The organism is Mesorhizobium sp. M7A.F.Ca.ET.027.03.2.1 (assembly GCF_003999175.1).
GTDB lineage: Bacteria > Pseudomonadota > Alphaproteobacteria > Rhizobiales > Rhizobiaceae > Mesorhizobium.
In genome coordinates this window covers 1-5,916 of the sequence record NZ_RZOM01000311.1, presented here as the reverse complement: position 1 = coordinate 5,916, position 5,916 = coordinate 1, and the positions used below count along the sequence as shown (strand labels likewise).

The window sequence follows — 5,916 nt, the reverse complement described above, 5'->3', positions numbered from 1 at the left end:
GGTTTAGTTCGCCGTGCAGAAATGCTGTTCGCCGTCATTGCCGGTGAACGTGCCGGTGCGGGAATTGAAGGTGCGGTAGCGGTAAGAGCAGTATTCGTACCAATCACTCGTCAACGGCTCGGCATAAAGATCAGCGTAGACCACCCGCGGCTCCGCATAGTAACGGCGGACTGGGGCCGGGCGCACCACCACGTCACGATCGTAGTAACCGTCATCGTAGTAGCGGTCAGCGTCGGGCGGCGGGCGGTCATTGGCCAATGCGCCACCGATCAGCGCACCGGCCGCGAGGCCGAGCACGCCGGCGGCAATGGCATCGCCGTTGCCATGATGGCCATGATGGCGGCGCCAATCACGTGCGTTGGCGGCGGGCAAGGCCGAAAGCGTGGTGGCGACCACGGCAGCGGCCAGGACGGCGGTCTTGAAAATTCGGTTCATCTCGGTCTCCTTCGTGCCGGCCCGTGTAGTTTCGGGGATGCGGTCCGGCTTTACCAAAGACTAATATGCAACCGTGGCTGAACGGGGGCTGAACGGATTTCAACGAATTTATTCAAAACAGGCGCCAAAGGTCACACACCCTCCAGGGAGCGAAAACCATCGCCGGTCCAAGCCGGCTCAGCCGACCGACAGGTTGACGGCCTTGGGTCCCTTGCCGCGCTTGTCCGGCTCGGTGTCGAACGACACTTTCTGGCCATCCTCCAGGCCGGGAAGGCCGGACGCCTGCACGGCTGAAATATGGACGAAAACATCCTTCGCGCCATCATCGGGCGTGATGAAGCCGAAGCCCTTGGCATGGTTGAAGAATTTGACGGTGCCGGTCTGCGGCATGGGAAGCTCCTTTGTCCCATAAACTCCAGTCTCGGGCCGGCAAATGCCCGAGTGGAAATTTGTCCTTTATTTTAGCGTCATCGGCAAGAGAAAGTTTTGCGGGCGTCTAAAGCACGTTGGGGCACGCTTTGGGTCTTTGTTTTTATGCAAGTCGTTGCCCAGAACCTGGCGGCTTGGGCGACATCACCGGCCCGCGCCTTCGATAAGGAAAAGGCGCGACGAAGATCGCCGCGCCTTTCAAAATTCAGATCCCTCTCCAGGCCAGGTGCAGGCATGGAGCCTCCGTCGCACGTCCGAGTGACATGCGGCGCGCCGATGGGTCAGGCTGCGCGGAGGTTGACGGCCTTGGGGCCCTTGCCCATGCGGTCCGGCTCGACGTCGAAGGTGACCTTCTGGCCGTCGACGAGCGTGCGCAAGCCGGAGGCTTCGATCGCGGAGATATGGACGAACACATCCTTGGCGCCACCATCGGGCGTGATGAAACCGAAGCCTTTGGTCGCGTTGAAGAATTTAACGGTGCCGGTCTGGGCCATTGGGGAAACTCCTTCACCCGTTCAGTCTTTGGTGGTCCCGCCCGCCGCCTGGCGCAAAGGGCAGTTCCCGGTGGTTGCTTCGGCAGTCATGCATTGGCGCATGGTCAAACCCCCCGCCGAAAACGGGGCCGTCAGAGATTCACAGTATCGGGGAAAGGTCGTCCAAAACGTTCCGCTCTCCGGGTCGCAAATGCCCGAACACGGAATTTATCGCACGGAAACGTGATGGTTGCAAGATACCGCCGCGGGCCGCCGTACTGGCGCATCCCGACGCATCAATCGACTGACCTGAGCATCGATGGGCTCGGCATAGGCTTGCTTGCCGGCCGGGTCATCGGCCAGAGCCGGGCCACGAATGGGCCAGACATCGCGGCGCGCTGACCTCCCTTGCGGTCCAGGCGCCGTTATCGTTTGCCGAGCTCAAACGGGGGTTGCATTTGGCAAGGGAATGGCGAGGATCGGTAACCGGGGACCGATCGTGGGAGATCATCATGAAATTTCTGGCGGCAATCTTTTCGCGGCAGGGTTTTGTCATCTTGTTGCTGTCGGCAATTCTTGCCGCCTGCACCGTTGTCGTCGATGAGGGACCAGGGCCACGCCCGCGTCCGCCACGGCCCGAGCCGCAATATTGCAGCAAGCAGTACGAGCCGGTCTGTGCCCGGCGCGGCGGCGACCGCCAGACCTTCGCCAATGCCTGTCTTGCCGACCGGGCCGGCTACCGCATCGTGCGCGACGGTCCGTGCCGCGACGGCGGTGGTGGCGGCGGTGGCGGTGAAGAGCAGACGTTCTGCACCCGCGAATATGCGCCGGTGTGCGCGCGCCGGCATGGCGAGATGCGCACCTTCCCCAATTCCTGCGAAGCCCGTGCCGCGGACTATCGCGTCGTTGGCGACGGGCCGTGCTGAGAAGGCAAGGATCGATCTACTGATCCACGCCAACATAGGCCTTGCCCTTCAGCAGCGCGGCCAAATGAGCAGCATTTGACGCCGCCATCTCGATCATGCCGGCGACCGCTTTCGGTGTCTTCGGTAGATCGACATGGTTGACGTCGCCCATGGCTTCACCGACCCAGTAGACGCCGCCAATGGCCGGAATGGTGAAGCCGACATCGTTGAGCGCCTAGAAGCATGCGGCGTGGCAATGATGCGCGCCGTCCTCATTGCCGACGATTGCCACGAGTGCCACCTTGCTGGGTGCCGGCATTCGCCCCTTCTCGTCGGTCTCGTCGAGAAAGGCGTCCATGCGCTCCATGACACGCTTGGCGACGCTCGATGGTTGACCCAGCCAGATCGGCAGGGCGAGGATGAAGATATCGGCGACGACGATCTTCTCGCGCAGCTTCGGCCAGTCGTCGCCGTTGCCCAAGTCGGAGAACACGCCAGGCTTGATATCATGATCGAGGGCTCGCACGACCTCGCCCTTCACGCAATGCGGTTTCAGGGCTGAGAGCAGATCGGCGATGATCTTGTCGTGGAGGATTTTCCTTTTCGCAGGAGGCTTTCAGCGAACAATTGAGGGCAAAGGCGGTGAGGGACATCTTTGGGCTCCTGCAGGGGACTGTGCAGGCCCAACGTTGCGAGGCGTTCGCGGTTCCGCGCGATCGTATTCGAGTCAGGTGGTCTATGTCGGCCAAACTCCACGGCAGTGCCGGTATAGACTCGCTGCGATGCTTAGGTCCGACACGCAGCGCCGCCGCGACCTTCGGATATCAGTACCTCTAATCGAGCATGCATCTGCCAATTTATCTAGTATATATTAAGAGACGGAGAGATGGCAGAAAATATGCCTCGCGATACCTCCAAACAACCCTTTACAGAGCTACAGTTGTGAATTGTTAAAGTAAATCCCAGGAGTCCATGATTCAAGTTAATTCTGGAAACGTTATATCCTCGATCCCTGCAAAACATGTCAAGATCCTCCTTGCATTGCCCGAGAAGCTCATTCCTTTTTTTGTGCGCTTTCGATCCCTTGTCCAAGTAATCTATCTCAATCGTGACAGTCCTGTCACCGATGTTGGATGAAATGGTAACAGAAAAGCCGTCAACAAACCCAACCTTTCCCTTATCCAGGATGTCGTCCCACAGGTATTCTCTTCCGTCAGCGATACGACATAAAATCTCCTCAGCGATAATATCAATCGCTACCTCTTTACTAGAGAGGATTGTAGAATTCACCTTCTCTAGTCGGCTCTTAAGACTTGAAAAGTCCAATCGTCTCTCCTGCTCGAACGTGGTAGCTCCAAAAATCGCACGCGCTAGTCGCTCAGGGAAGCATTTCCAGTTGCCGTCGTACCTTGACCGGGTTGCTGCCCTTATTTTGTTCATCCAGGCTTCACTCATATATTGCCCTGGGATTGGGTGTTGCCCCCCGAAGAGAGCATATGTAGTAATTCCCAACCCAAAACTATCAACCTTTGTTGAGCGCGCCGAGCTGACCATTGAGGAGCTTGTCTGTTCCGGTGCCAAGTACCCAAAATCATCCCGAGACTCAAAAACGACGTCCTTTTCGCTTGAGCCTTTGTGCCAAGACATGTCGAAGTCCAGAACGAATACATTAGAGTAATCCATAGATTCAAAGTCAAGACCTTCCAACATAATGTTAGATGGCTTTATATCTCTATGTAGAACCATTTCGGGCAATTTGTGGCAAGAATCAACAATGCTTGCAACTCCAGATATTATCTTGAGTTTAAACCGCCAAGAATACCTAGATATCTCAGAAAATAGCTCCTCTAGACTGTTTCCTGCGACGTGGCTCATCACAAGAGTCGGCGGCATCTCGAACGCTTCTATAAGCGGCACGACGCCAGCCACTTTATTCATAGTCAATATTTTCATTGAATTCACACCACGGCGAAACCCGCCCAGCATTTCCCTGGCCTGCAAAATGTGGCTGTGCATTATCTTCAAGGCAAAGAAGTCTCCGTCCTTTGTCTCTGCTAGGTAGACGGATCCAAAATTTCCCTTGCCCAGTTCGGGGAAGTGGAGTTTGTATCCAAAAAAATACCTATCAGATTCTCCTTTGGCTCTATAAAATGATCTAGTTTGAATCGCAAAATCATATTTCTCAGAAAATCTTTCAAAGATGTCATATACGTCGGAGCCGTTGCTACTACCTATCTCTTCAGCAAGTAGATTCGATAGAATCTTACGGACGTCCTCTGGATTTTTGTTTGCAATAGATCTCGGATCTTCGCTATTGCGTAGCTCGGTGTCGAAAATTCGGGCGGGACTTGTGGGCTCTATTTCAACATCATGTGACTTGAATGAATTAATATCATTGACAATCGCGTTGACAACGGAGCTGTGATCGGAATCTTTGTTCGCAGTATAAAATATACGTTGAACGTTGTTATCTGACGCCCACTTGCTTGCCTGCTGATCTTTCCGATTTGTTAGCCAGAAAAGCCGGGGGGCCTCAAAGCCCGACTCTTTCAGAGAAACGAGTCTCTCGGATATGGCTAGGTCATCTACGCTTATCCCATAGAATATTACAGTGTAATTTAGGTATAAGTATGAAAGAAAGAGTTCGTGTGCCTTCGTTGCCCGAAGTTGATTCAATTGATGCTTTGTTAGCACCCATGTATCTGAATCGGAGACGTGCCCGTGTATATACACGAGAAATGGTCTTTCGTCTGTTATAACGTGCCATTTCTTTGAGAGGTCGAATCCATATATAGGGAGGATGTACTCTCCTTGATTGGATTTCGAGAAAGCCTCGCCCGTAAGTCTGTCTAGATTTAGGGTAACAACGCCCCTTGGATTCAATTCGAAGAGCCGCTCATAGGTCGTAGAGGAGATGTCGTGAGGGATATCTAGAGCATTTCTAACGATCCCATTAAAGGTAGCCGGAGTTAGGAGTTCACGCGCGGCATCAAAAAATGACCAGTAGTCATCAGAAGCTTTAGCAACCCGAAATTTTATGTCATCAAACTTGGGATCCTCATCCCATTTGGCATCACGAAGGTTGTCCAAATGCAACTGAATGAGGCGTCTGAGACCCTGCCAATCCGGTAGGCCAGCCGGTTTACTCGCGCCGGAACCTATTACCAAAGTAAGTGGCGCTATGTGTTCGCTTATCGCTTTGCGCAAAAGCGTGTATGCTGGTTGCTTAAATATTTCGTTGAATGACATTGATAGTCCCCATGCGCCTCTAGTCGACAGCTTAAGATGTCTCGCTCATGCTCGCTAGGGCTGTGAGTTCAAAGGCTGGTCTTTATTGTGGACAGGGTCAGAATTGAAGCTGGGTTTGGACGCGTTATTCCCGGGTCCGCTCGGTTGCTGGTGTGGGTCCTGCACGGCATCGTACTTGCCTAGCCTCGGGTGGCCTGTAGAACACGGCAGGTTTCCCACTAACACAGATCAGAGAAGAGCTTCACACACAGACTCGAGCGGACAGCGCCGAACGGCTCGAACTGATCCAACAGTCGGTGCGGTTACAGCCCAAGGATCCCGATTTCCTCAACAATCTCAGCACGCTGATGCACGATCTTGGCCGCGTCGCCGGAGGCCTTCAGCGAGCAATTGATGGCAACGGCGGGAGGGATACTGTCCTGCAT

General features: G+C 54.5%; 7 protein-coding genes. 1 reads left to right on the top strand and 6 read right to left on the bottom strand.

The window, feature by feature from the left end:
* Positions 1–3 precede the first annotated feature (3 nt).
* The 3 genes from EN750_RS15530 to EN750_RS15520 all read right to left on the bottom strand — a co-directional run bounded on the left by EN750_RS15530 (position 4) and on the right by EN750_RS15520 (position 1,358).
* Complete coding sequence (locus tag EN750_RS15530; protein ID WP_127396944.1) at positions 4–435, bottom strand: BA14K family protein; 432 nt, start codon at positions 433–435, stop codon at positions 4–6.
* 177 nt (positions 436–612) lie between these two features.
* Positions 613–825: a cold-shock protein gene (locus EN750_RS15525; RefSeq protein ID WP_013530020.1), complete on the bottom strand. Its 213-nt coding sequence runs from the start codon at positions 823–825 to the stop codon at positions 613–615.
* Between the two features lie 320 nt (positions 826–1,145).
* Positions 1,146–1,358 carry a cold-shock protein gene (locus EN750_RS15520; protein WP_006202520.1) on the bottom strand — a complete coding sequence of 71 codons (213 nt, stop codon included), beginning with the start codon at positions 1,356–1,358 and terminating at the stop codon, positions 1,146–1,148.
* A gap of 491 nt (positions 1,359–1,849) precedes the next feature.
* Here EN750_RS15520 and EN750_RS15515 point away from each other — a divergent pair, with 491 nt between their 5' ends.
* Entirely contained in the window at positions 1,850–2,263 is a 414-nt protein-coding gene (locus EN750_RS15515) for a Kazal-type serine protease inhibitor (protein WP_127396943.1), read from the top strand.
* Between the two features lie 16 nt (positions 2,264–2,279).
* On the opposite strand, the gene EN750_RS41680 is transcribed toward EN750_RS15515, so the two are convergent.
* From EN750_RS41680 to EN750_RS15505, 3 genes are all read right to left on the bottom strand, one after another.
* Positions 2,280–2,414: a hypothetical protein gene (locus EN750_RS41680; RefSeq protein WP_348629596.1), complete on the bottom strand. Its 135-nt coding sequence runs from the start codon at positions 2,412–2,414 to the stop codon at positions 2,280–2,282.
* A gap of 63 nt (positions 2,415–2,477) precedes the next feature.
* Positions 2,478–2,783 (bottom strand): NAD(P)H-dependent oxidoreductase, encoded by a 306-nt coding sequence (locus EN750_RS41675; protein WP_348629595.1) that lies wholly within the window; start codon positions 2,781–2,783, stop codon positions 2,478–2,480.
* Positions 2,784–3,103: 320 nt separating this feature from the next.
* A complete protein-coding gene (locus EN750_RS15505) occupies positions 3,104–5,491 on the bottom strand; it encodes an SIR2 family protein (RefSeq protein WP_127396942.1) in 2,388 nt (795 codons plus the stop codon).
* Positions 5,492–5,916 lie beyond the last annotated feature (425 nt).

What these genes read in the sequence shown, in the direction of transcription:
- EN750_RS15530 (WP_127396944.1), bottom strand. Translation starts at nt 435, where the DNA reads ATGAACCGAATTTTCAAGACCGCCGTCCTGGCCGCTGCCGTGGTCGCC.
- EN750_RS15525 (WP_013530020.1), bottom strand. Translation starts at nt 825, where the DNA reads ATGCCGCAGACCGGCACCGTCAAATTCTTCAACCATGCCAAGGGCTTC.
- EN750_RS15520 (WP_006202520.1), bottom strand. Translation starts at nt 1,358, where the DNA reads ATGGCCCAGACCGGCACCGTTAAATTCTTCAACGCGACCAAAGGCTTC.
- EN750_RS15515 (WP_127396943.1), top strand. Translation starts at nt 1,850, where the DNA reads ATGAAATTTCTGGCGGCAATCTTTTCGCGGCAGGGTTTTGTCATCTTG.
- EN750_RS41680 (WP_348629596.1), bottom strand. Translation starts at nt 2,414, where the DNA reads ATGGGCGACGTCAACCATGTCGATCTACCGAAGACACCGAAAGCGGTC.
- EN750_RS15505 (WP_127396942.1), bottom strand. Translation starts at nt 5,491, where the DNA reads ATGTCATTCAACGAAATATTTAAGCAACCAGCATACACGCTTTTGCGC.